We start from the raw sequence: 22487 nt of genomic DNA, 5'->3' as shown, positions 1-22487 counted from the left end.
ATCTCCTCATATAAAGTCAAAAGAAATTGAGATGAATAGTATGTCAGATAAATTATATACGGTATCATCATCTCCTCATATAAAGTCAAAAGAAACTGTTAGTACTATAATGAGAGATGTTATTATTGCACTATTACCTGCTCTAGCTGCTGGAATATATTTCTTTGGAGTTGGTGCTTTAATAGTTACTGCTACTTGTGTTATTTCATGTGTAGCATTTGAATATTTATTTCAAAAGATTACTAAAAGACCAATTAAAATATATGACTTGAGTGCAGTTGTTACTGGAATATTATTAGCATTCAATATGCCACCAACAACCCCTATATGGGTAGCTATTGTTGGAAGTGCATTCGCAATCATAGTGGTTAAATGCTTCTTTGGGGGTATTGGACAAAATATAGTTAACCCTGCTTTAGCTGCAAGAGCATTTTTATTATCTGCATATCCAGTTCATATGACAACATGGACTTTAGATGGCATAGCTACAGTTACTCCATTAGCAATATTTAAAAATGGCGGCGGTGCAATGCCTGAACTTTGGGATGTGTTTATAGGTAATGTTGGTGGATGTATAGGTGAAACTTCAGCACTAGCATTATTAATAGGATTTGCTTATTTACTTTATAGAAGAGTTATTAAACTTCACATACCTGTAAGTTATATAGCAACTACTTTTATACTAACACTAATACTCGGAAAATTTGGAAGAGACGGATTTGTCGCACAACAAGCTTTAGTAGAAATGTTCTCAGGTGGATTAATTTTAGGTGCTTGTTTCATGGCTACCGACTACACCACTTCTCCAATGACTAAAAAAGGTCATATAGTTTTTGGTATTGGTTGTGGTATTTTAACTGCAGTAATACGTATATTTGGAGGATATACAGAAGGTGTATCTTATTCAATATTAATCATGAACTTGTTTGTACCTATGATTGATAAATTTTTAAAGCCACGTGCGTTCGGGGAGGTAAAATAAGTGAAAGAGAATTTAAAACTAGGTGGAATACTTCTTGTAATCACAGCTATTGCTGGGATAATTTTAGGAATTGCCTATTCCGTAACAATGGGGCCGATTATGGCTAAAGAAAAAGAAGAAAAAAATGCTGCAATGAGAGAGATACTTCCAGATGCAGAAGATTTTCAAGAATTTAAATTTGATAATGGTTCAACACCTGAAATTGTAGCTGTACAAAGCGGTGTTAAAGGTGGAGCAAACGTAGGATATTGTATAAATGTTTCTACTAGTGGATATGGTGGTCCTATTAATATGATGATAGGAATATCATCTGATGGTACAGTAAAAGGGATAAAAATATTATCACATACTGAAACTCCAGGACTTGGAGCCAAGGCAGAAGAACCTGAATTTACTGATAAATTTAAAGAAAAGAAAGCAGATAGTGAATTAACTGTTGTTAAAGGTGATGCTTCAGGAGATGATCAAATTACTGCTATCTCTGGTGCCACAATTACATCAAAGGCAGTTGCTGATGGTGTAAACATTGCAACAAAAGCATTTAACGAACAATTGAAAGGAGCACAGTAATCATGAAGAAACTTATAGAAAGATTGAAAACTGGATTATTTACAGAAAACCCTGTTTTTGTACAAGTTCTAGCTATGTGCCCTACTTTGGCTGTTACAAGTAGCGTTAAAAATGCTATAGGTATGGGGCTTGCAGCTACTGCTGTTCTAATTGGTTCAAATGCAGTTATTTCTTTACTTAGAAAACTTATTCCAGATAAAATAAGAATTCCAGCTTTTATAGTTATAATAGCTAGTTTCGTTACTTTGATACAATTTTTAGTTCAAGCTTATTTACCGGATCTTTACAAGTCTTTAGGTATATTTATACCTCTTATAGTTGTTAACTGTATAATCTTAGGTAGAGCTGAAGCTTATGCATCTAAATATTCTGTAGTGAGTTCTATATTTGATGCTATAGGTATGGGACTAGGCTTTACATTAGCTCTAACAGTATTATCATGTATAAGAGAATTATTAGGTGCTGGAACAATATATGGAATTCAAATACTTCCAAGTTCATACGAACCAATGGGAATTATGCAATTAGCACCTGGTGCTTTCATAACTCTAGGAATTTTACTTTCAATAATGAATCAAGTTAAAATATCTAAAATGAATAAAGTTAAAATATCTAAAGAAAAAAGCGCTGAAGCTATAAAATAAGCAATAGAGAGGTGAATGAATTTGGAACTTTTAGGTATATTTTTAAGTGCGTTACTTGTTAATAACGTATTATTAGCTAAATTCCTAGGAATATGTTCATTCTTAGGGGTATCAAAAAAGACAGAAACTGCTAAAGGTATGGGTTTTGCCGTTGTCTTTGTAATTGTTTTATCTTCAATTATTACTTACATTGTAAATATGTTTATATTAAAACCACTTAACATAGAGTATTTATCAACTTTAGCATTTGTGCTTGTTATCGCATCATTAGTACAATTTGTTGAAATAGTTGTAAAGAAGACTAACCCTGGATTATATAGAGCTCTTGGTATATTCTTACCACTTATAACAACAAACTGTGCTGTACTTGGTATTGCAGTTTTAAACATGGAAAAAGGATATAACTTACTTGAAGCTATAGTTAATGGTTTAGGAGCTTCTTTAGGATATATGCTTGCCATAGTTCTTTTAGCTGGTCTTAGAGAGCGTATGGAAGAAAATACTGACATGCCTGAAGCATTCAAAGGATTACCGATTGCACTAGTAACTGCTGGTCTTATGGCAATTGCTTTCTTTGGATTCAATGGTCTTATATAAGGAGGTCTTTTAATGGAATTAAAAGCAATTTTATATCCTGTATTAAGCCTTGGTGGTCTTGGACTTCTATTTGGTTTACTACTTGGATATGCTAACGATAAATTTAAAGTTGAAGTTGATGAAAGAATCCCTTTAGTAAGAGATTGCTTACCTGGAGCAAACTGTGGTGGATGTGGTTTCGCTGGTTGTGATGCATATGCAGAAGCTGTAGTATCTGAAGGAGCAGCTCCTAATTTATGTTCACCTGGTGGTTCAGCTTGTGCTGAAAAAATATCTAATATTTTAGGTGTATCTCTTGAAGAAAGTGAGCCTAAAGTGGCTTATGTAAGATGTAAAGGTACTTGTAATCTTGCTAAAGAAAAAAGCTTATACTTTGGAATAAAGGATTGTAATGAAGCTATGAATGTACCTGGTAATGGTTCAAAAGCTTGCATAGATGGTTGTTTAGGCCTAGGAAGCTGTGTTAAAGTATGTCAATTTGATGCCTTAGAAATTGTTGATGGCGTTGCTAGAATTATAGAAGATAAATGTGTTGCCTGTGGTGCTTGTGTAAACGCTTGCCCTAAAGGTATTATCGGAATTCTCCCAAAGAATTCTAAAGTTCGTGTACAATGTAATTCAAAAGCTAAAGGCAAAGAAGTTATAGACGTATGTTCTGTAGGTTGTATAACTTGCTCATTATGTGCAAAAAACTGTCCAAAAGAAGCAATTGTTATGGAAAACAACTTACCAGTAATTGATTACGATAAATGCGTAAATTGTGGTATTTGTTCAAACAAATGTCCTAAAAATTCAATTGAGAATTTACGTAAACCTAAAGTTGCTGAGGTGGCAAATTAGTTATATAATATAAATAATAAAAGACTTACAATTGTAAGTCTTTTATTATTAAAGTTAGAATGAATTCTTTTGAGGTGATAGCATGGAGCAAAAAGGACGTATAAAAAAAGTAAACGGCGACATTGCTGAAGTTACTTTTGTTAAAAAGTCAGGTTGCGGCGGTAATTGTTCTGGATGTAAATCTGGCTGCCCTTCTGATATGGTACTTATAAGCATAGAAAATACTTTAAATGCCTCTGTTGGTGATGACGTGTTAGTTTCTATACAAGATAAAACATTTTCTAAAATGACCTTTTGGGCATATTTTTTCCCGACTGTAATGACTTTATTAGGTCTTATAGGTGGAATAGTATTATTTAAATCTTTAGGAATGAAAAACTATGAATTATACGGTAGTGCTGTAGGATTTATTTTCTTGTTATTATCCTACTGCCTATCAGGCAGATTAAATAAAAAATCTAATAAGGACCCTTTTACATTTGAAATGATAAAGAAAATTTAATATTCTAACTAAGTAGAAGTCATATAAGTGGCTTCTACTTTTTATTATATTTAAAATTCTATAGGCTAGAACCTTAGTTTTTCCCCTATCCCACAAATAATATCATATTATTCTTTTTCTTAAAGAAAACACATATAACTTTAACCCTTGTACTATTACAATGTATTAAAGTAATTCTCAAAATAACTAAATTAATTTATATTTGCCGAAAAATAGTTAAATTATATAAAGCAATAAAATTCATTTTGTATTATAATAAAATTGCATATATATTAAAAACTTTACTTATTGGAGGAATAAGAATGAAGATAGGATTTTTTGATTCTGGTATTGGGGGTATTACTGTATTACATGAAGCATTAAAAATTTTACCTCATGAAGATTATCTGTATTATGCGGATACTTTAAATGTTCCATATGGGCCAAAACCTAAAAACGAAGTAAAAAAATATATTTTTGATGCTATAGAATTTATTATCAATCAAAAAGTTAAAGCAATAGTTGTTGCCTGCAATACTGGTACAAGCGTAGCAATAGAAGATTTAAGAGCTAAATATAATGTTCCAATCATAGGCATGGAACCTGCCATAAAACCTGCTGTTGAAAGAAATAACGATTCAGGTAAACGAATTTTAGTAACTGCTACCGCTTTAACTTTAAAGGAAGAAAAATTACAGCACCTTATTACTAAATTAGATAATGAACATATTGTTGATTTGCTACCTCTTCCAGGATTAGTTCAATTTTCGGAAAAATTTGAGTTTAATGAACAAATAGTATTACCTTATCTTCAAGATCAATTAACTAAATATGATTTAAATAATTACGAGACTATTGTATTAGGATGTACTCATTTTTCTTTCTATAAAAATATGTTTAAAAAATTGCTTCCATCAAACACTAACATAATTGATGGAAACATTGGTACTGTAAAAAATCTAAAAAGAACACTGAAAGAAATGAACTCTTTAAATGAAGGTAATGGTAATATCACTTTCTTTAATTCAGGATTTAAAATTGAAGATAAGACAAAATTAGATAAGTACAGTGAATTATTTAAAATATTAGATGATATTAATTTTTAAGCTCTAATATAGATGTATCACTTCTAAATTTAATATATTAATTCATATAATTATGTTATTAAATTATTTAAGTTTACATTAATCATTGACTAAAGTTTTTAGTTGAAATATTTAATGATGGAGTTATTAGTTATATATTAGCTTTTTAGATAGTTTATCTATATATGGTTAATATTATTTTTATCATATGGATAAACTATTATAAATTTATATAATTTAACCTATGGAAACATACCTTTTGTAGATAGGTAAGCTAACTATTGACTATTGCTATAATTTAACTTATTATATTAATATACCCCTATGGGGTATATTAAATTTTTCAAAAGCACTAAAATTAGTGTCTTATTAGATAATGGAGGTTTTATAAATGAATATTGCTTCAATGATTGATCACACAATATTAAAAGCAGATACTACTATAGAACAAGTAAAAAAAATATGTGATGAAGCTAAAGAATATAAGTTCAAATCTGTTTGTGTTAATTCTTGTTATACAAAATTTGTATCAGATGAATTAAAAGATTCAGGTGTTTTAGTTTGTACAGTGGTAGGTTTTCCCCTAGGGACTATGGATTCAAAAGCAAAAGCTTTCGAAACAGCTAGAGCTATTGAATTAGGTGCAAACGAAATTGATATGGTTATAAATATAGGTGCATTAAAAGATAAAAATTATGACCTAGTATTAAAAGATATAAAAGAAGTTGTAGAAACTGCTAAAGATAAAGCTATAATTAAAGTTATAATAGAAGCATGCTTATTAACAGAAGAAGAAAAAATTAAAGCTTGTGAACTTTCTGTGGAAGCAGGTGCAGATTTTGTCAAAACTTCAACTGGCTTTAGCACTGGTGGTGCAACTGTAGAAGATATTAAATTAATGAGAAAAGTAGTTGGCCCTCAGATAGGTGTTAAAGCTTCTGGTGGAGTTAGAACAACAGAAGATGCACTGAAGTTTATAGAAGCTGGTGCAAATAGAATAGGTGCTAGTGCATCTATAGCTATAATAAATAAAGATAGTAAAATTACATCTGATTATTAATAATTTTCTAAAAGTATTAAGACTATAAATTAGTTTTAATGCTTTTTTTATTATTTTTTTAATAATTGTAGAAAAAATAACAATTATTAGTCCACTATTTTGAATTTTTTTACAATAAAATTAATATTCTAAAAACTATTTATCTTAATTTTCAAAATATGTTGAATTTTTAACAAAAAGGTTTTATAATTTACCTATAACTTAAAGAATGAAATTTTTCATTCAATAAATCAATTACTTTTTTTTAAGTTAGTGGTTTAACAAAAGTTTATCAGGGGGGATTTTTTTATGTTAGCATTATTAAAGCTTTCACCTGTCTTTGTAATGGCAGGACTTATGATGTTAAAGGTGGATGCATTACTTGCAGCACCAATAGCAACGATTTACGCAGCACTTATTGCAAGGTTAACTGAAAAACTAAAATTCGACGAAATAGTTGATTGCGCTGTTGATAATGTTAAAAGTATGCAGTTAGTATTCTTTATACTAATGCTTGCTTACGCAATGGCATCAGCATTTATGTCTACTGGAGTTGGTGCTTCAATCGTTAATTTAGCTCTAAATCTAGGATTAAACGGACGTACAGTTGCTGTAACCGGTTTCTTAGTTACATCTGTATTATCCGTTGCTACCGGTACTTCTTGGGGGACCTTTGCAGCTTGTGCTCCGATATTTTTATGGCTATGTCATATAGTTGATGGAAGTATAGTATTAACTACAGCCGCAATTGCTGGTGGTGCATGTTTTGGAGATAATATCGGCCTTATATCTGATACTACGGTAGTTAGTTCCGGGATTCAAAAGGTTGAAGTCATCGATAGAATACGACATCAAGGAGCTTGGTCAGTAATTTGTTTAATCATTACAGCTATATTGTTCTATGTTGCAAGTTTAGTTATGGACTTACCTACAACTGTTACAAATGCTTCTGATGCGATTAATGCAATACCTAGTGAGGTTTGGACCGTTCTAGAAAGAGAAAAACCAGTAGCTATCGACTTATTAAATCAAGTTAAAACTGGAGTACCATATTATATGATTATTCCACTAATTTTAGTTATTGCAGCTGCTGTTAAAGGTATACAAACTCTTGCTTGCTTAGCAATAGGAATAATTTCTTCATTATTGCTTGGTTTATTAGCTGGAACTGTAGAATCAGTACCTGCATTTTTGGAATTAGTTAAAGGCGGATTTGCTGAAGCTGGTGGATGGGTTATAGTTATGATGATGTGGGTTGGCGCCTTTGGAGGGCTGATGTCAAAAATGAATGCTTTCCAACCTATATCAAAGTTAGTTGTTAAATTATCTAGAAATATAAGACAACTTATGTTCTGGAACGGATGTCTTTCTATTTTAGGAAATGCTGCTCTTGCAGATGAGATGGCTCAAATAGTTACAATTGGACCAATCATCAAAGAAATAGTTGATGAAAATGTTGAAGGTGATGAAGAGTCAATGTATAAACTTCGTTTAAGAAATGCTACCTTCTCTGATGCACTTGGAGTTTTTGGTTCTCAATTATTTCCATGGCATGTATATATGACCTTTTATGTAGGTATAGCTTCTGCTATATATCCATTACACGAATTTAAAGCTATGGAAATAATTCAATACAACTTTATGGCATTTATAGCTGTATTTTCCATATTAATACTTACTCTTACTGGTCTAGATAGATTTATTCCAAGATTTGCTCTTCCAAAAGAGCCACAGGTTAGACTTAAAGCAAGGAAATTAAGATTAGTAGAAAAACAATCTAATCACGCTTAATTTATTAAAAATTCAAAGCCTTCATAAAAATGAAGGCTTTTTTTAATTAACTTTTTTTAAGAATTATTATTTAAGTATTCAAATAACGATTAAGCTAATTTTATTATTTATGAATATGTATTACATTGTTATATTATAAAATTAAATTTAATTTAATATGAATTTTTAAAAAAATTCTTTTTTGAAATTGTTAATTAAATAATTATTTATTTTATCCATTTATTATTGTTCCGCCGTTAACATGAATTACTTCTCCAGATACATAAGATGATAAGTCACTAGCTAAATATAAATAAGCTCCTGCTAATTCTAATGGTTGACCTGGTCTTTTACTTGGAGAATTACTTCCAAATTGTCCCACTTCACTTTCGTTGAAACTAGCTGGAATTAAAGGAGTCCAAACTGGTCCTGGGGCTACTGCATTTACCCTAATTTGTTTATCTTGAAGAGATAATGCCATAGAGCGAGTAAAAGTTACAATTGCCCCCTTCGTACAAGAATAATCAATTAACGTCTTATGTCCTTCATAGGCAGTTATAGATGCTGTATTAATTATATTTCCTCCAAGTGGGATATATTTTAATGCTGCTTTAGTTATATAAAACATACTAAATAAATTAGTTTTAAATGTTCTTTCTAATTGCTCCTTAGTTATATCCTCAATTTTTTGTTGTACATGTTGTTCTGCTGCATTATTTATAAGTATATCTATCTTGCCTAGAGATTTTATAGTTTCTTCAACTACATTATTACAAACTTGTTCCTCACCTATATCTCCTGGGAGTAAAACACATTGACCATTATATTTTTCTATTATGTTTTTTGTTTCCACAGCATCTTCTTCTTCATCTAAATAAGAAATTGCTATTTTAGCTCCTTCTTTAGCAAATAATACGGAAATTGCTCTCCCTATTCCACTATCTCCTCCTGTAATTAATACTACTTTATCTTTTAGTTTATTCGATGGTATGTAGCTTTCGTCATCATATATAGGTAGTGGATTCATCAATGATTCAATACCAGGTTGTTTATTTTGATGTTGAGGTTGAAGTTTTTTAGGAAAATTATTAATAAAATTTATGTCCATACTCTCTCTCCTTTCTATTAATTTTATTATGTTTATTTTTCTATAATAATATTTAACCAAAAGTTGGTTTAATATTATTTGCATATATTATTACCTATTGCTAAAACTATAATAAGTATTTTATTTAAATAAAATACTGTATTTTTTAAATAAATATTCGTATTAAATAGTAAGAGTTAATATTATTTAGAGAAAGGAGATTATTATATGAACAAAGTAAAAATTTTAACTTTATGTTTAGCTCTTGCACTAACACTATTTGGTTGTTCAACTAATGAAAATATACAAGATAAGACCTCTAAAATTAATGAAGAATCAATAGTAGCAACAACAAAACCTATAGAGAAAAAAGAGAATAAAGATGACTTTAAAAAAGAAAATAAAAGTTTAGTAGAAAAGGACAATGACAAGCCTGATTCAAAACTTGAAAAAAAAGAGGTGAATAATCCTACTGAAAACAATTCATCTTCTCCTGACAAAAAAAACGAAACTAGCATAAATAAAATTGATACAAATTTAGATAATACTAAAATTAGTTGGTGGTATAAGCCAAATAAAAATCATACAACTCCAGAAGTAAACAATGATATAAAATTTGATTTAAACAAGTATGATGCATTATATGTAGGCAATACTGACGAAAAAGTTATATATTTAACTTTTGATGAAGGATATGAAAATGGTTATACATCAAAAATATTAGATACATTAAAAGCCAATGATGTTAAAGCGATTTTCTTTGTTACTTCTCCATATGTTAAGGGTAATCCTGAACTAATAAAAAGAATGGTAGATGAAGGTCATATTGTAGGCAATCATTCCAATACCCATCCATCTATGCCTACAGTGACTGGAGATGAAACTAAATTTAATAACGAATTTAAAGATGTTGAAGACAAATTTAAAGCTATTACTGGTCAAGATATGCCTAAATTTTTTAGACCACCTATGGGTGAATATTCAGAGAAAAGTTTAGCTATGACTAAAAATTTAGGATATAAGACTATATTTTGGAGTTTTGCTTATCATGATTGGGATGTAAATAATCAACCTAATCCTAGCACTGCAAAACAAACTATGTTAAATGGTGTTCATAATGGCTGTATTATGTTAGTGCATGCTGTATCAAAGACCAATACTGAAATATTAGATGAAGTTATAAAAGAAATAAAAGCACAAGGATATGAATTTAAGTTATTACCATAAAACAAAAAACATCTAGAATTACTAGATGTTTTTCTTTTATTCATTCATTGTTTCATCAAATAATTTATCATACTCTTCTACTACAGCATTAAATTCTTCTTCATTCTCAACCATTTCATAAGTATCTTTACCATCAACATTAACTATTTTATATATATAGGCATCTTCATCATTATCTGTTGGTGCTAATAACACATATTTCATATCATTTAAATTAATTTCTTCAACCAATTCTAATTCTATTTTTTCGTTAGTTTCAGCGTCTAATACTGTTATTATTTTTTTATCTTCCATAATTATCTCCTTTCAAAGTAAAAATACATTCCTATTATATACTATACTAGTATTATTTACAAATAGTTCTTTGCATAGACTTTAGCTTCTTGTAATAGTATTTCTTTAGTATTTAAATTAGGCTTCTCAAGAACTAACTCCAATAAATGTTTGAGTAATATACCTATATTTTCTCCTTCAGCTATTCCTAATAAAATCAAATCCTTTCCATTTATATTTAAATCCTTAAGAGTTAAAGGTTCTTTACTGTTAATTATTTCATCGCAAGTTCTTTTAAGTTTTAATATATCATCATATTTTCTATATTCAGGAGAAGAAGCTTTTCTATCAGCAATCATCAATTGAAATAAAATATCTAAATTTTCTTCACCTATTTCATTTATATATTTTTTAATTTTTATTGGCTTCTCTATTTTAGGAACTTTCATATGGTTTTTTACTAGTTTTGAAACTCTATTAATTGTATTATTATCAAATTTCAATTTTTTAAGTATTCCTATTGTAAGTTTCTCTCCTATCAGCTCATGACCATAAAAATGCCCTCTACCACTATTGTCAATAGTAAATGTACTCGGTTTACCTATATCATGTAATAATGTAGCTAATCTTAAATTAAAATCATTATTAGTGTTATCTAGAGCCACCATTACATGATTAAAAATATCTTTATCATGATACTTACTTTTTTGATTAAAATCTACTAACTCTATTAATTCAGGTATTATATACTCCATAAGATTCAATTCTATTAGTTTTCTTATTCCTTTTGATGGAATATCAGAAATTAGTATTTTCTTAAATTCTTCTCTAATTCTTTCTATACTGATATTCTTAAGTAATTTACTGTTATTTATTATAGCCTCTTCTGTGTGATCATCTATAGAAAAACCTAACTGACTACTAAATCTTATAGCTCTTAACATCCTCAATGCATCTTCGTGAAATCTTTCATTTCCATCCCCTACTGCTTTAATTCTTTTACAGTTTAAATCTTTTATACCATTAAAGCAATCTACTAAGCCTACTTTATAGTTATAAGCAAATGTATTAATAGTAAAATCTCGTCTCTTTAAGTCTTCTTCTAATTTACTAGTATAATAAACTTTAGACGGTCTTCTATTGTCTATATAATCCCCTTCTACTCTATAAGTAGTAATCTCATAAGGTATTCTATTTATAATTACTGTAACAGTACCATGCTGTATTCCTGTTTCTACTACTTTATATCCTAAGGAATTAAATAATTCTTTAGTTTGATATGGAGTAGAGTTAGTAGTAATATCCCAATCTTTAGGCTCTAATCCTAATAGACTATCTCGTACACATCCACCTACTACAAATCCTTCAAATCCATTTTTATATAATGTATTAATTATTAGTTCCACCTCTAAAGGCAATTTTATATTTATTTCCACCCATATCATCCCTTTGTTTAAACTTACCATTTTATAATAATATTATTTCTATATATGAAGTAATAATTAATAATTTAAAATACTAATTATATTTAAAGTCCAACCAATAAAATCTTCATATTTTTTAAAATAAATTTTATCTTAAAGATTCATTAAAGCTAAATTTCACTCTAAATTCTTAATTTTCAAAAGGTTAAACTATTTTATAACGAATTTATTTTTTAGAGTATATTTTAAGTCTTCATATTGAATCCCTGTATATATCATATACTAATTTCTATTATTATAAAACAAATTATTAATAAACAGCTCTCAAAAATTGAATTGTATACTGTGATGGATCTAATGAACTAAACTCATACCCTTGGCTAATTAGACCATCAATTATATATGGTAACGCTTCTACCGTAGAAGTTTTCATTATGTTATCATGCATTAATATTATTGCAGAATTTGTATCCTTAGAATTTTCTAATACAGAGCTTATTATGTAATCTCTACTTGGAGCTATAGATGCAACATCATTAGAATCAATATTCCAATCAAAATATGTATATCCACTAGCAATTAAAAATTTACTTAAATCTTTCATAATATTATAGTGATAATTTTCACTTATAGTATTATTGCTTCCACCAGGAAATCGTGCAATCTTTATTTCATAATTATAATTAGATTTTATTAATTTTTGAAGCTTATTAAAATCTTCGGCAAAATTGTTCATATTACTATAGATGTAACTATAATCATGACTATAAGTATGATTACCCAATGTATGCCCTTCTTTTATAATTCTTTCATAAACTTTATGGGAAAATTCATCTTCTCTCCCATTTACAAAAAATGTAGCTTTAATATTATATTTTTTTAAGGTATCTAATATCTTTATACTATTTTTACTTGGACCATCATCAAAAGTTAAATATGCTACTTTTCTATTAGGAATATTTGCTACATAATATTCAGTAATTTTATTACCGCTATAATTTTGTATGCTATTTATTAACGCTTTTTGCTTTTCTTTTTTTTCAATTTGTTTCTTTTCCTCTATTTTTATCATTTCATCTAAAGAATTAATTTGCTCTTCTATTTTTTTAATTTCCTTATCAATACTATTCTCTAGTCCTCTATACTGTTCAATTTTTATATCAGCTGAGTATATCTTAGCATCTAATGTATTTATATTATTACTATTTTGAGAAATAATTTGATTTAATATATTTATTTCTTTATCATTTTTAATACTATAAGATACCATAAATACTTCTGTTATAACTAATACTATTACTATAAGAACTACATATGTTTTCTTTTTCATAATATATTTATACCTCATTGATTTCTTTGTAGAATTCTTAGTTGCTCTTCTTTTTCTATTAATATCTTATTTAATTTTTCTTTTTTAGCTTTTTTATCATTTATTATCTTTGATAAATTTCTAATATCCTCTTCTTTGTAAAACAATACAGATCTTTTTTCATTCATAACATCTTTAATATTACTATTCTTATCTTCTAAAAAGTTTATATATATATTTTTATAACTTATAGCTATTAGAGTAAAAACTATGATAAACAAAACTAACAGTATATTTGAATCTAATTTTTTCTTCATATTCTATCTCCCTTAACTCTAATATTCTTTTTTATTTTGTGTATTATAAAATAATTTATTCTATAAATAAAAGGTCCTCCCGTTTAAGGCAGACCTTTTATTTTATAGATTTTAATTTATTATAAATCAATGATAATAGATATTGTCTATCCTCTATATTATTCTCAAAATCTAAATTATCTACATTTATCTTTAAAATTGGAGATATATTATATTCATTAAAGTATTCTCTATAATTATCATTTAATCTTTCCCAGTATTCTCTTTCAACTATTTTTTCGTAGTCCCTTCCTCTTTTATTAATTCTTCTTATTGCCTCATCTACTGTTACTTCTAGATAAATTAATAGTTTAGGCGGCATGCAGTGCTCTAACATATTTTCAAATAACTCTATGTATAGGTTAAATTCTTCTACAGACATCTCCTTAGAGTCTTTTAACATTTTAGCAAAAATAACATCTCCATATATGCTTCTATCCATTACTGCTTTATCAAATTTTGATGCTTCTTTTATGTTTTTAAATCTTTTATTAAGAAAAAATATCTGTAATGGAAAACTATATCTTTGTCTATCATAATAAAACTTTTCTAAGAGGGGGTTGTCTATTATAGGTTCTTCAAAAGGTATATATCCCTGTTCAGCTAAGATATTCATAAGACTACTCTTCCCTACTCCCACTACTCCGTCAATGACAATCATATTCCAATATCCTCCTTTTTTATTTTTTAAAAAGATTTTATAAAAGCTCATACTTCAACACTTCTTACTATAGCGTTCTATAACGGAAATTTAACTTATGCATGATTTTAATTTCCATAACAAAAATTATTTTCTAAGAATTAAAGATGAAGAATTATGGTTAAAACTTCACAGCCAATGCCTCTGAAATTTTTTAAATAGATTTTATTTTAAAAAATTCATTAAAGGTAAATTTCATCCTAAATTCTTCATTCTTAACTATTAACTCTTAATTTCTAAGTTATTAGGCTGTTTTATAGAAAATTTATTTTCCAAAGTATATTTCAAGTTTTCATATTGAATACCTGTATAATATAGATATACGAATTCTAAAATTAATATCTGTACATATATATGTAAAAATAATTAATATTTTTTATATTATAATTAGAACTATTGAATTTACAACACATAATTTCCATAATTATACGACTATAAATATAGAAAACCAAGTCTACATCTATATATTAGTAATGAGACTTGGTTTTTTAAATTAGATTTTTAAAAATAAATATAGTTAATATCTAAGTTTAAAATCTATGTATCACCTGTGTATTAATATGATACTTTATGTTTATCAAAGGCACTTTCATTTAATGCTGGCTCTTCAATAGTAGTTACAAATTGATTTTTACTAACTTGATTCTGCGTTTTTACGCCTTTTTTTATATAATCTTTATTATTTTCTTTTTTAAATTCACTTCTATCTTTCATATTGTCCTCCATAACTTATTATCCTTCATTATATTTTTTAAGAACTCTATTAAATTCGTCGCCTGTACCTATTGAAGTATATTGTATTTCTTCCCCTAACCTAGTTACTCTATAAGCATATGCTTCATTGGAATTTTTAGGTCCTGCAATAATGTATTCTTTATTATCCATCTTAATTACATCAATTAATTCCATTTCAACATCATTACCATGAGTATCCTGAATTTTAAATATTTCATTATGAGCCATTTTTACTCCTCCTCAATATTTAGTTATATATAATTAAGATGTTCAATTATTCAAATTATATTACATAGAATTTATATTTTAATATATATAATACAAATTATTTTTTAATTTGTATTATATATCCTTTATAAATTAAGTTTCTAAAGAATTTATTTTAGATAAAATAATTTTTGGCTAAACATTATTTTATAAACCTACTAAACTTTTTAACATATAGATTGCTATAATAAAGTTTTATATTTATAATATCATCCCACTAGATAAAAATTTGTCCATATATGTTTATATTTTATTATTGATTTTTTTAGAATAAGAGGTTATAATACAATGTAACAATAAAATAATATTGAAAAGGAGGAAATTAAATGAAAGATACAACTTTTATAATAACTGCAGATGTTATTGAAGAATGTCTAGAAGAAAGCATAGATTAATAGACATCAAACAATAATTTTTAAATTGGAATTGAAAATGGAAAATACATATTATAATAATGTATTTTTAAATTTACAAAATGACTAATGTAATATTTTACTTAAACTTTTAAGTCATCGTGACTCAAGTCACGACTTTTCAATTCACAATTTATAAATCTAAGCAATTCTCTATTAAAATTGAGGATTTTTTTTATGTCTAAATTTAAGATTTTAATTATCATATTTATAAGTTAACTAGATTAATTTCTTATTTTCTCTTCTAAATTAATAACTACTTATTAGTTTTTATTCACTGTATAGTATATACTCTATATAATGAAATTGTAAATTAAATAATATAAAAAATACAGCACTTTACTTATGCTGTATACTTTCTGTTGATTTTAATCTTATGAGTCTTTCTTTTAACTTACTTTCATAACCCATTTGAGTCGGCCTATAATATTTTCTATCCTTTATTTTATCTGGTAGATATTGCTGCTTAACGTAATGATTATTATAATCATGAGGATAAAGATATTTATCAGAATTATTATATAATCTCTCTGCTCCACTATAGCCTTTTTCTCTTAAAGCTAAGGGTACTTCTCCAATTTCTCCATACTCTACATCTTTAAGAGCTTCATTTATTGCCAAATAAGCTGCATTACTTTTCGGTGCAGAAGCTATATAGGTTACAGCTTGGGATAATATGATTCTAGCTTCTGGCATTCCTATAACTTTAACTGAGTCCATTGCTGCTTTTGCTACTAATAGAGCATAAGGATCCGCATTTCCTACATCTTCTGAAGCGGCTATTAAAATCCTCCGAGCAATAAATTCTATATCTTCACCAGCATATAACATTCTAGCAAGGTAATGCACTGCTGCATCAGGATCAGATCCTCTCATACTTTTAATAAAAGCAGATATAATATCATAATGATTATCACTATTTTTATCATAGGTGATATGTTTTCGTTGAATACATTCTTCAATAACATCTAAATCAATATTTATTATTCCATCACTATCTTTATTTGTAGTCAGAACTGCTAATTCTAATGCATTTAACGCCCTTCTACCATCCCCATTAGATGTAATACATAAAAATTCCATTGCTTTTTTAGTTAAATTAATCTTTATATTGCCATAACCATTATCCTTATCTTCCAATGCTTTTAATATGAGTTTTTCTATATGCTTTTCATTTAATATTTTTAATTGAAAAACCATAGATCTAGATAGAAGAGCTTTGTTTACTTCAAAAAAAGGATTCTCTGTAGTGGCACCAATTAAAATTACCACTCCTTTTTCCACATGAGGAAGAAGAGCATCCTGCTGACTTTTATTAAATCTATGTATTTCATCAATAAATAGTATTGTCTTCTTATTATACATTTTTAGATCATCTAGTGCAAAATCTATTATTTCCCTTAACTCTTTAAGATTACTTGTAACTGCATTTATAGATTTAAAATTAGCTTTTGTACTACTAGCAATTACTGTAGCTAAACTTGTCTTCCCTGTTCCTGGAGGCCCATATAATATTAAAGAGGTAAGTCTATCTGACTGAATGGCTCTATAAAGTAATTTTCCAGGAGCTAAAATATGTTCTTGTCCAATGTATTCCTCTAAAGTTTTAGGCTTCATTCTCTCTGCTAAAGGTGTAGAAGAATCATTATTTCTATTATCCATATCAAATAAACTTATATTTTCAAAGGTCATAGTATCACCCTACCTTTTTTATGAATAGTTTTTTTTATAAATTTTTCTATTTCAATTACAAATTTTTTTTCATCTATGATATCATCTTTTATTTCAAAATAATCAATATGATTATTTTTTAAATAAGAGTTTATTATCATAGCTTCATCTATAATTTCCTTTAAATCTACATTATCTAATTTCTTATTTCCAGTATTAAATAAACTCAAGATCATTTTTGTCATGAAACTTATGTTGATATCATCCACTAAATATTTTTCCTTATATAATATATCATTGTTATATAGACAAAATATCTTTATACGATCTTCATCAATATGTTCAATAACAACTAGCCTTCTATTGCTATTTAATAATTCTACATTATATAAATCTTGTTTTAAATATCTAACTCTACCTAAATCATCTCTTATTTTTGCTGCTAGCTCGAAATTTAATTCAAGTGCTGAACTTACCATTAAAGTATTAAATCTTTCTGTTAATTTATCATCTTTAAGAGATAGATAATCTATTATAATTTTTATTTCTTTCATATACTTATTTTTAATATCTTTATTTATGCAAACTCCTAAACAAAGATTTAAATTATAATTTAAGCAAGCAGATTTAGATATACTACTGCACTTTCGTATTTTAGCTATATCTATTATGCTATTAACTGCTTGATAAGTTGCATTAAAGTTAGTAAAAGGCCCATAATATAACTCCCCATCATCATGTTTTTCATAACATAGAACTATTCTAGGGAATTCTTCTTTAACAGTTATTTTTATATAAGGATATCTTTCATTATTCTTTAACAATTTATTATAAGTTGGCTTATATGTTCTGATTAATTTACATTCTAATAGTAAAGCCTCTAATTCTGTATCTGTAGTTATATATTCAAAATCATGAATATTTTTCACAAGCTTTTGAACTTTGCTACTCTTATGATTCTTATTTCCAAAATAACTAGATACTCTTCTCTTTAAATTTTTAGATTTTCCTACATATATAACTATATTTGAGCTATCTTTCATCAAATATACACCAGGACATTCCTTTAAATTTTTAACTTTTTGCTTCACTATTATTCCTCCAGAAATCAATACATCTCTAATATATTTATAAATTTTAGATTCCCTATAAATCATATCAAAAATATATACATAATAAAAGACTATAAGAGATTATAATCTCTCATAGTCTTATCTAGCCGCCAATAGATCTATATCTACTGATTGTCCATAAACTTCTTTATATAGTTCATAAACTCTTATTCCAAATAATTCACTTGAATATTCATAGGATTTACTCAAAGCATTTGAAGAAAACTTTTTCCTTAAATCATCATTCTTTAAAAGGTTAAGAATTGAGGATACGAAATCTTTCTCACTATTATAAGTATATCCATTATAACCATCTATAACTACTTCTTCTATACATTGATCATATCTACATACTACAGGAGTTCCACAACTTAATGCTTCTATATATGTCAATCCTTGAGTTTCACTAGTAGATGCAGTAACAAACATATCAGAAATTTTATAATATTTATATACATCCTCTGGTTTTACCATGCCAGTGAAAATTATATTATCTAAAAGGTTTAAATTAGTAGCTTCTTCTTTTAATACATCTAGATAAGGTCCGCCGCCTACTATTAAAAGCTTGGCCCTCTTTTCCTCTTCAATTATATACTTAAAATTTTCAATAATTTCTTCAATATTTTTTTCTTGAGCTATTCTTCCAATATAAGCTAATACCTTATCTTCTTTATTTATACCAATACTTTCTCTTAGGTTAATTCTTTCATACTCACTAAACTCTACCATAAAGCGAGATAAATTAATTCCTGTTGGTATAACTTTAATTGGTGTATCTACTCCATAATTAATTAAAGCATTTTTTGTTTTATCTGTTGGAGCAATTACCATATTTACTTTGTCTAACAACATTTTTGTTATTTTAGCTGCTCTATCTCTATTTATTACCTTTCCTTTCAAAAAATATGAAAGATAATCCTCATACATTGTATGATATGTGTGAATTAATGGTGTACCTAAAGCTTTACTTATTTTTCTAGCAATAATCATTGTAGAAAATTCAGACTGCGAATGTATAATATCTGGTTTCCAATCAATAATTTCTTTTATAAGGTTATTACTAGTTATAGAAAATGTAGCTCTTCTAGCTTCAGGATAAACCCATATTGGCTTTGATTTTAAATAATATACATCTCCATCTATATACGTTTCACCATTATTTGATAAAGTAATTATTTTTACATCATTTCCTTGTGCTTTTAATTCTTTATATAAATTTATAGTTGATGTTACAACTCCATTAACTACTGGTGTAAATGTATCTGTTGTTATTAATATCTTCATAAATTAATACCTCCATCTCTAGAAGATATTTTAATTATAAGCTTGCATTATTAGTTATCACTTATAGATTTATTAAAAATATATTAGAAACAAATTGCAAAAATATATGATTCCTAATTGAAAAATTTAGAAAATATTGATACTTAACTATGTTTATTTTATTATAAAGCTCACTATTAATGCTACTTATCATAACTTATTATACTACAAAATAGAGTAAATGATAGCCTTTTAATATTAAGAAAATAAGTAAAGTTCCTGTAAAATTAGTATTGTTATAAACTTAAAAGTTATAATTGTAATGTGCTCCTATGCAACTATTAATAAATTATTTTTAAAAATAAAAACTTTAATATATACTTCTACATTTCCTCTACAAGCCATATTTAATATCTCTTTTCCTTCTATTAATGAAAAGCTTTTCCTCTTTTTAATACATTCATAGCTTTTTCAATTACTGTCTTTTATAAAGTTCCACTACCTATAATTCTATATATCTCTTCATCTCAGGCACTGACCTTATATTTCCTTCACCCCTTGTTGAAGAGCAATAGACTTTAATAATGATTGAAAGTACTATTTTTATTACCTTTTTCAATTTCGTTATTTAAATTTGAAATAATTGCTAGCTCTATAAAACCACCCTATTTTTTCATTTAATACCTTATTATAACATAATATTTATTGATAAAAATAAGCTTCAAACTAATAACTAAAACTTATAATAAAAATTTTTAATTCTCATATTATACTGCAAATTAAAAAGATGTGCTAAATCTTTAGCACATCTTAATATACTTCTATTTTATTTTTTTCTATTTATTATTGCATTTAATATTACTCCAGTAATTGCAGCTAAACTGACTCCGGAAATTTTAACAGTTTCCGTTACAGGTATGCCTAAAATAAATCCAAATTTTTTCTCAATTATCCCTGTACCAATACCTATTATTAATATAACAGTCATGATTATTATATTTTTAATATTGAATTCAACTTTTTCACTTTTAATAGTTTTCACTCCAATTAATGCTATCATACTAAATAGCATTAAACTTATTCCACCCATTACTGGTGCAGGTATTGACTGTAGAAATCCTCCTATTTTAGCTACTACACCAAGGACTATTGCTAACATTGCAGTTAATCTAATTATTGATGGATCATAATTTTTAGTTATTGCTAATACACCTGTATTTTCTCCGTAAGTTGTGTTAGCTGGTCCTCCTATAAATGCTGAAAACATTGTTGCAAGTCCATCACCTAATAAAGTTCTATTTAAGCCTGGATCTTCTATAAAATTCTTTCCAACCACTTGACCATTGGTAGTGATATCACCAACATGCTCCATTAATACAGCTAAAACTACTGGTGCTATAATTGCTATTGATGAAAGATCAAATTTAGGTAGTGTAAAGTTTGGTATTGAAAACAGTGGTGCTTCTGATATTAGAGAAGTATTTACTATACCCATTTTTAATGATAGTATATATCCTACTGTTACTGCTAGCAAAATTGATAATTGCTTTATAAAACCCTTGCTAAATAATGTTATACACACTGCTATTGATAAAGTAATTGCTGCCACTATTAGATTTTCTGACGCCATATCATAAGCAGTTGGTATTAAATTTAATCCTATAGCTATTATCATTGGACCAACTACTTGCGCTGGTAAAAATTTCTTTATGTTATTTACTCCTACTTTACGAACAAATAGTGAAAGAACTACATATATAAATCCTGCTATCACTATACCGCCTTGAGCATATCTAAGATCACCATTGTGTAGCTCTGTTACTGATATAATAACTGGAATGAATGCAAAAGACGAACCTAAAAATACTGGAACTTTTCCTTTGGTACATAGATGAAATATAAGTGTTCCACACCCTGCTGCAATCAGTGCAATAGATGGATCAAACCCTGTAAGTATAGGAACTAATACTGTTGCACCAAACATGGCTATTAAATGTTGAAATGCTAGCACAAATCTTTGTGCTGACTGAAGTAATGATTTGTTTTCTTGACTATTAACATTTGATTTAGTAATAACATTTTGTGACATAAAAAAACCTCCTTAATTTTGACAAGGAGAAATTAACTTTCTCCCTTTTCAGCCTCTCTGAACTGATTTAAAGGTAATACATAATAAAAAAACTTCTTGCTACTGCAAGAAGTCATGATATACCTGTAAAAATAACTATACTTTTAATCTTGCAGCCTCTCTGGACCGTATTAAAGATTTATTCACTTTGATAAAAAGTATATCACTTTTTATCCTGTCTTACAAGTATTAAATTATTAAATTTTACTGTTCTACTCATAATTTTTAATATATCTTTATAAACTTTTTCATTATTAACCTTTACAACTTCTCCCTTAGCAACTCGTTCCACTATTTTTTCTAGTTTTTCTGGAGGATTAACTTTTCTTAATGGGTCATTTCGCCATACGATTAGACGTTCACACTCCTCAATTGTTAATACTTTTCTTTCTTTGTCCTCATGTCTCTTTAAAGTTATAACTATAATGTACAATGAAACTATAAGTACAATTAAAGAAATACTGTCAATTATAATATAATTCATAAAAACTCTCCTTATCCAAAACTAATCCTT

At 27.5% G+C, this 22487-nt stretch carries 23 protein-coding genes; 10 read left to right on the top strand and 13 right to left on the bottom strand.

Translation table 11 applies throughout. The features are described from left to right. Window positions 1-40 precede the first annotated feature (40 nt). The 9 genes from ACY1IQ_RS16050 (at window position 41) to ACY1IQ_RS16010 (ending at window position 8029) form a co-directional block, all read left to right on the top strand. Window positions 41-982: an RnfABCDGE type electron transport complex subunit D gene (locus ACY1IQ_RS16050; RefSeq protein ID WP_461614945.1), complete on the top strand. Its 942-nt coding sequence runs from the start codon at window positions 41-43 to the stop codon at window positions 980-982. Next, a complete protein-coding gene (locus ACY1IQ_RS16045; RefSeq protein ID WP_461614911.1) occupies window positions 983-1552 on the top strand; it encodes an RnfABCDGE type electron transport complex subunit G in 570 nt (189 codons plus the stop codon). Window positions 1553-1554: 2 nt separating this feature from the next. After that, a complete protein-coding gene (rsxE, locus tag ACY1IQ_RS16040; protein WP_291565700.1) occupies window positions 1555-2196 on the top strand; it encodes an electron transport complex subunit RsxE in 642 nt (213 codons plus the stop codon). A gap of 21 nt (window positions 2197-2217) precedes the next feature. Next, a complete protein-coding gene (rsxA, locus tag ACY1IQ_RS16035) occupies window positions 2218-2793 on the top strand; it encodes an electron transport complex subunit RsxA (protein ID WP_461614944.1) in 576 nt (191 codons plus the stop codon). Window positions 2794-2805: 12 nt separating this feature from the next. Further along, window positions 2806-3633: an RnfABCDGE type electron transport complex subunit B gene (locus tag ACY1IQ_RS16030; protein WP_461614910.1), complete on the top strand. Its 828-nt coding sequence runs from the start codon at window positions 2806-2808 to the stop codon at window positions 3631-3633. 82 nt (window positions 3634-3715) lie between these two features. Then, window positions 3716-4135 (top strand): SoxR reducing system RseC family protein, encoded by a 420-nt coding sequence (locus tag ACY1IQ_RS16025; RefSeq protein ID WP_461614909.1) that lies wholly within the window; start codon window positions 3716-3718, stop codon window positions 4133-4135. Between the two features lie 302 nt (window positions 4136-4437). Next, window positions 4438-5220: a glutamate racemase gene (gene murI, locus ACY1IQ_RS16020; protein ID WP_461614908.1), complete on the top strand. Its 783-nt coding sequence runs from the start codon at window positions 4438-4440 to the stop codon at window positions 5218-5220. 370 nt (window positions 5221-5590) lie between these two features. Continuing rightward, entirely contained in the window at window positions 5591-6259 is a 669-nt protein-coding gene (gene deoC / locus ACY1IQ_RS16015) for a deoxyribose-phosphate aldolase (RefSeq protein ID WP_461614907.1), read from the top strand. Window positions 6260-6547: 288 nt separating this feature from the next. Beyond that, window positions 6548-8029, top strand: a complete 1482-nt coding sequence (locus tag ACY1IQ_RS16010; RefSeq protein ID WP_461614906.1) for a Na+/H+ antiporter NhaC family protein — start codon at window positions 6548-6550, stop codon at window positions 8027-8029. Between the two features lie 211 nt (window positions 8030-8240). Here the strand turns inward: ACY1IQ_RS16010 and ACY1IQ_RS16005 are convergent, their stop codons facing one another. Next, window positions 8241-9116 (bottom strand): SDR family oxidoreductase, encoded by an 876-nt coding sequence (locus ACY1IQ_RS16005; protein ID WP_461614905.1) that lies wholly within the window; start codon window positions 9114-9116, stop codon window positions 8241-8243. A gap of 207 nt (window positions 9117-9323) precedes the next feature. Between ACY1IQ_RS16005 and pdaA the strand changes: the two genes are divergently transcribed. After that, a complete protein-coding gene (gene pdaA, locus ACY1IQ_RS16000) occupies window positions 9324-10322 on the top strand; it encodes a delta-lactam-biosynthetic de-N-acetylase (protein WP_461614904.1) in 999 nt (332 codons plus the stop codon). A gap of 36 nt (window positions 10323-10358) precedes the next feature. Here pdaA and ACY1IQ_RS15995 read toward each other — a convergent pair whose 3' ends face one another. The 12 genes from ACY1IQ_RS15995 to ACY1IQ_RS15940 all read right to left on the bottom strand — a co-directional run bounded on the left by ACY1IQ_RS15995 (window position 10359) and on the right by ACY1IQ_RS15940 (window position 22457). After that, on the bottom strand, window positions 10359-10616 hold the full coding sequence (locus ACY1IQ_RS15995) for a DUF1292 domain-containing protein (RefSeq protein WP_461614903.1): 258 nt from the start codon (window positions 10614-10616) through the stop codon (window positions 10359-10361). A 56-nt stretch (window positions 10617-10672) separates the two neighbouring features. After that, window positions 10673-12040, bottom strand: coding sequence for a CCA tRNA nucleotidyltransferase (locus ACY1IQ_RS15990; protein WP_461614943.1), 1368 nt, complete (start codon window positions 12038-12040; stop codon window positions 10673-10675). Window positions 12041-12329: 289 nt separating this feature from the next. Then, window positions 12330-13349 carry a polysaccharide deacetylase family protein gene (locus ACY1IQ_RS15985; protein WP_461614902.1) on the bottom strand — a complete coding sequence of 340 codons (1020 nt, stop codon included), beginning with the start codon at window positions 13347-13349 and terminating at the stop codon, window positions 12330-12332. A 14-nt stretch (window positions 13350-13363) separates the two neighbouring features. Then, window positions 13364-13645, bottom strand: a complete 282-nt coding sequence (locus ACY1IQ_RS15980; RefSeq protein WP_461614901.1) for a hypothetical protein — start codon at window positions 13643-13645, stop codon at window positions 13364-13366. Between the two features lie 97 nt (window positions 13646-13742). Continuing rightward, complete coding sequence (locus ACY1IQ_RS15975) at window positions 13743-14345, bottom strand: deoxynucleoside kinase (protein ID WP_461614900.1); 603 nt, start codon at window positions 14343-14345, stop codon at window positions 13743-13745. A 594-nt stretch (window positions 14346-14939) separates the two neighbouring features. Continuing rightward, a complete protein-coding gene (locus tag ACY1IQ_RS15970; protein ID WP_461614899.1) occupies window positions 14940-15098 on the bottom strand; it encodes a hypothetical protein in 159 nt (52 codons plus the stop codon). A gap of 18 nt (window positions 15099-15116) precedes the next feature. Further along, window positions 15117-15347, bottom strand: coding sequence for a DUF1292 domain-containing protein (locus ACY1IQ_RS15965; protein ID WP_461614898.1), 231 nt, complete (start codon window positions 15345-15347; stop codon window positions 15117-15119). Window positions 15348-16138: 791 nt separating this feature from the next. Next, entirely contained in the window at window positions 16139-17491 is a 1353-nt protein-coding gene (locus ACY1IQ_RS15960) for a replication-associated recombination protein A (RefSeq protein WP_461614897.1), read from the bottom strand. Next, window positions 17488-18561, bottom strand: coding sequence for a GIY-YIG nuclease family protein (locus ACY1IQ_RS15955; protein WP_461614896.1), 1074 nt, complete (start codon window positions 18559-18561; stop codon window positions 17488-17490). The genes ACY1IQ_RS15960 and ACY1IQ_RS15955 overlap by 4 nt, the downstream gene beginning before the upstream one ends. 120 nt (window positions 18562-18681) lie before the next feature. After that, window positions 18682-19866: a glycosyltransferase family 4 protein gene (locus tag ACY1IQ_RS15950; RefSeq protein ID WP_461614895.1), complete on the bottom strand. Its 1185-nt coding sequence runs from the start codon at window positions 19864-19866 to the stop codon at window positions 18682-18684. A gap of 805 nt (window positions 19867-20671) precedes the next feature. After that, window positions 20672-21934: a uracil-xanthine permease family protein gene (locus ACY1IQ_RS15945; RefSeq protein ID WP_461614894.1), complete on the bottom strand. Its 1263-nt coding sequence runs from the start codon at window positions 21932-21934 to the stop codon at window positions 20672-20674. A 202-nt stretch (window positions 21935-22136) separates the two neighbouring features. Beyond that, window positions 22137-22457 carry a hypothetical protein gene (locus tag ACY1IQ_RS15940; RefSeq protein ID WP_205604177.1) on the bottom strand — a complete coding sequence of 107 codons (321 nt, stop codon included), beginning with the start codon at window positions 22455-22457 and terminating at the stop codon, window positions 22137-22139. Window positions 22458-22487 lie beyond the last annotated feature (30 nt).

The sequence above is a fragment of the Clostridium sp. Marseille-QA1073 genome (genome assembly GCF_054863625.1).
The sequence above is the reverse complement of the archived record's forward strand: the minus strand, read 5'-3'. Positions and strand labels throughout refer to the sequence as shown.

What these genes read in the sequence shown, in the direction of transcription:
- ACY1IQ_RS16050 (WP_461614945.1), top strand. Translation starts at nt 41, where the DNA reads ATGTCAGATAAATTATATACGGTATCATCATCTCCTCATATAAAGTCA.
- rsxE (WP_291565700.1), top strand. Translation starts at nt 1,555, where the DNA reads ATGAAGAAACTTATAGAAAGATTGAAAACTGGATTATTTACAGAAAAC.
- ACY1IQ_RS16030 (WP_461614910.1), top strand. Translation starts at nt 2,806, where the DNA reads ATGGAATTAAAAGCAATTTTATATCCTGTATTAAGCCTTGGTGGTCTT.
- ACY1IQ_RS16025 (WP_461614909.1), top strand. Translation starts at nt 3,716, where the DNA reads ATGGAGCAAAAAGGACGTATAAAAAAAGTAAACGGCGACATTGCTGAA.
- murI (WP_461614908.1), top strand. Translation starts at nt 4,438, where the DNA reads ATGAAGATAGGATTTTTTGATTCTGGTATTGGGGGTATTACTGTATTA.
- deoC (WP_461614907.1), top strand. Translation starts at nt 5,591, where the DNA reads ATGAATATTGCTTCAATGATTGATCACACAATATTAAAAGCAGATACT.
- ACY1IQ_RS16010 (WP_461614906.1), top strand. Translation starts at nt 6,548, where the DNA reads ATGTTAGCATTATTAAAGCTTTCACCTGTCTTTGTAATGGCAGGACTT.
- ACY1IQ_RS16005 (WP_461614905.1), bottom strand. Translation starts at nt 9,116, where the DNA reads ATGGACATAAATTTTATTAATAATTTTCCTAAAAAACTTCAACCTCAA.
- pdaA (WP_461614904.1), top strand. Translation starts at nt 9,324, where the DNA reads ATGAACAAAGTAAAAATTTTAACTTTATGTTTAGCTCTTGCACTAACA.
- ACY1IQ_RS15995 (WP_461614903.1), bottom strand. Translation starts at nt 10,616, where the DNA reads ATGGAAGATAAAAAAATAATAACAGTATTAGACGCTGAAACTAACGAA.
- ACY1IQ_RS15990 (WP_461614943.1), bottom strand. Translation starts at nt 12,040, where the DNA reads ATGATATGGGTGGAAATAAATATAAAATTGCCTTTAGAGGTGGAACTA.
- ACY1IQ_RS15985 (WP_461614902.1), bottom strand. Translation starts at nt 13,349, where the DNA reads ATGAAAAAGAAAACATATGTAGTTCTTATAGTAATAGTATTAGTTATA.
- ACY1IQ_RS15980 (WP_461614901.1), bottom strand. Translation starts at nt 13,645, where the DNA reads ATGAAGAAAAAATTAGATTCAAATATACTGTTAGTTTTGTTTATCATA.
- ACY1IQ_RS15975 (WP_461614900.1), bottom strand. Translation starts at nt 14,345, where the DNA reads ATGATTGTCATTGACGGAGTAGTGGGAGTAGGGAAGAGTAGTCTTATG.
- ACY1IQ_RS15970 (WP_461614899.1), bottom strand. Translation starts at nt 15,098, where the DNA reads ATGAAAGATAGAAGTGAATTTAAAAAAGAAAATAATAAAGATTATATA.
- ACY1IQ_RS15965 (WP_461614898.1), bottom strand. Translation starts at nt 15,347, where the DNA reads ATGGCTCATAATGAAATATTTAAAATTCAGGATACTCATGGTAATGAT.
- ACY1IQ_RS15960 (WP_461614897.1), bottom strand. Translation starts at nt 17,491, where the DNA reads ATGACCTTTGAAAATATAAGTTTATTTGATATGGATAATAGAAATAAT.
- ACY1IQ_RS15950 (WP_461614895.1), bottom strand. Translation starts at nt 19,866, where the DNA reads ATGAAGATATTAATAACAACAGATACATTTACACCAGTAGTTAATGGA.
- ACY1IQ_RS15945 (WP_461614894.1), bottom strand. Translation starts at nt 21,934, where the DNA reads ATGTCACAAAATGTTATTACTAAATCAAATGTTAATAGTCAAGAAAAC.
- ACY1IQ_RS15940 (WP_205604177.1), bottom strand. Translation starts at nt 22,457, where the DNA reads ATGAATTATATTATAATTGACAGTATTTCTTTAATTGTACTTATAGTT.